This is a genomic window from Streptomyces sp. AB3(2024), from assembly GCF_041862025.1.
In the GTDB taxonomy this organism is placed as follows: domain Bacteria; phylum Actinomycetota; class Actinomycetes; order Streptomycetales; family Streptomycetaceae; genus Streptomyces.
This window is the reverse complement of record NZ_JBGWAB010000285.1, coordinates 1-2,343: the sequence shown is the minus strand read 5'-3', so window position 1 is coordinate 2,343 and position 2,343 is coordinate 1. Positions and strand designations below refer to the sequence as shown.

The following is a 2,343-nucleotide window of genomic DNA, read 5'->3' as shown; positions in this document are numbered from 1 at the left end:
CGCGGGCTCCGGCGCCGCCCCCGCGGCGGGCGGGCGCACCGTCGCGGTCCTCGGCGGCGGGGTGGCCGGGATGACCGCCGCGCACGAGCTCGCCGAGCGCGGGTACGCCGTCACCGTGTACGAACGCCGGGCGCTCGGGGGCAAGGCCCGCAGCATGGACGTCCCCGGCAGCGCCCGGGGCGGACGGCGCCCGCTGCCGGCGGAGCACGGATTCCGCTTCATCCCCGGCATCTACCGCAACCTGCCCGACACCCTGCGGCGCATCCCCTTCCCCGGGAACCCCGGCGGGGTGTGGGACAACCTCGTCGCCCCCCGCGAGATGATGTTCGCCCGGTCGGGCGGACGTGAGGACCTGCGCGCCCCGATCCCCTGGCCCGGCCACTCCCCCGCCCCGCTGACGCCCGAGGAGATCGGCCGCGCCCTGACCGGGATCCTCCAGACGCTGGTCCGGCTGCCCGCGCACGAGACGGCGTACTTCGTCAACCGCGTGCTCGTCTTCCTCACCAGCTGCGACGAGCGCCGCGAGGAGGAGTGGGAGCGCACCCCGTGGTGGGAGTTCACCCGGGCGGCGCGGATGTCGACGGAGTACCAGCGCATCCTGGCGATCGGCGTCACCCGCAACATCGTGGCCACCAAGGCCGAGGAGGCCTCCACCCGTACGGTGGGCACCCTGGGCGAGGCCTTCGTCTTCAACCTCCTGGGGCGCGGCGCCGACGGCCCGCCGGACCGCATCCTCAACCTCCCCACCAACGAGGCCTGGATCACCCCGTGGGAGACCCACCTGCGCTCCCTCGGAGTGGAGTTCAGGATCGGCTGGACCGTCGAGGAGGTCCGCTGCGATGCCGGCCGGGTGAGCGGGGTCGCGGTGCTGGAGCCGTCCGGGGCGCGCCGTACGGTCACCGCCGACCACTACGTCAGCGCGCTGCCCGTCGAACACGCCCGCCGCACCTGGAGCCCGGCCCTGCGGGCCGCGGACCCGATGCTGGGGCGCTGCGACGCGCTCCGTACGGACTGGATGACCGGCATCCAGTTCTACCTCACCGAACGCGCCCCGCTCGTCCACGGACACCTCAACTGCATCGACTCCCCGTGGTCGTTGACGGCGATCCAGCAGGCCGAGCACTGGCCCTCCCGCGACTTCGCCGCCGACTACGGCGACGGGACGGCCGTGGACTGCCTGTCCGTGGACGTCTCCGAATGGGACAGGCCCGGGATCCTGTACGGGAAGACGGCCAAGGAGTGCACGCGCGAGGAGGTGGCCCGCGAGGTGTGGGCACAGCTGAAGGCCTCCCTGAACGACACCGGGGCCGCTCCGCTCCGGGACGCCATGCTGCATTCCTGGTTCCTGGACCCGGGTGTCGACGGCCTCGGCACACCGCACCCCACCAACCAGGACGAGCTGCTGATCCATCCCACCGGCACCTTCCACAACCGGCCGAGCGCGGGGACCCGCGTCCCCAACTTCTTCCTCAGCGGTGACTATGTGGCGGTCGACATCGACCTGGCGACGATGGAGGGCGCGAACGCCTCCGCCCGCGCGGCGGTCAACGCCCTGCTGGACCGGGAGGGTTCGGCGGCGGAGCGGTGCACCGTCACCGGCCTCTACCGGGCCCCCGAGCTGGAGTCCGCCAGGCGCCACGACCTGTGGCGCCACCGTCTCGGGCTGCGGAACGTCCTCGACCTGGGCTGAGAAGGCCGGGATACCGTCCGGGTATGACGACGGCGAGTGTGGGAATGCTGCTGCGCACCTGGCGGGAGCGGCGCGGGATCAGCCAGCTGGAGCTGGCGGGCCGCGCCGACTCCTCGTCCCGGCACATCAGTTTCGTGGAGAACGGCCGGTCCCGGCCGAGCGAGGAGATGGTGCTGCGGCTCGCTGACCACCTCGACGTGCCGGTGCGGGACCGCAACGCCCTGCTGCTGGCGGCCGGTTACGCGCCCCGGTACGCGCACACCCCGCTGGACGCGCCCGCCATGGGCGCCCTGCGCGCGGGCATGGAGCAGCTGCTGACCGGCTACGAGCCGTACCCGGCACTGGTGGTGGACGGGACGTACACGGTGGTGGCGGCCAACCGGGGCATCGCGATGCTGCTGGACGGGGTGCCCGAGGACCTGCTGGAGCCGCCGCTGAACGCCATGCGGCTGACCCTGCACCCGCGCGGGCTGGCCCCCAGGATCCGCAACCTGCGCCAGTGGCGCGGCCACCTGCTGGCGCAGATGGAGCGGCAGATCGCGCTGGCGCGCTCGGAGCCGTTGCGCGCCCTGTACGAGGAGGTGGCGGCGTACCCGGCGCCGGCGGAGCCGGAGCCGGGGCCCGACGCGCGCCGGCCGGGCGGCGCGGGCGGC

At 73.9% G+C, this 2,343-nt stretch carries 2 protein-coding genes; both read left to right on the top strand.

Going from position 1 to position 2,343, the window contains the following annotated elements:
• The coding region (locus tag ACEPPI_RS40330; protein WP_373920215.1) for an FAD-dependent oxidoreductase at positions 1-1,690 on the top strand (1,690 nt) is incomplete at its 5' end.
• Positions 1,691-1,713: 23 nt separating this feature from the next.
• Positions 1,714-2,343: helix-turn-helix domain-containing protein (locus tag ACEPPI_RS40325; protein WP_373920214.1), on the top strand; the 630-nt coding region annotated here is incomplete at its 3' end.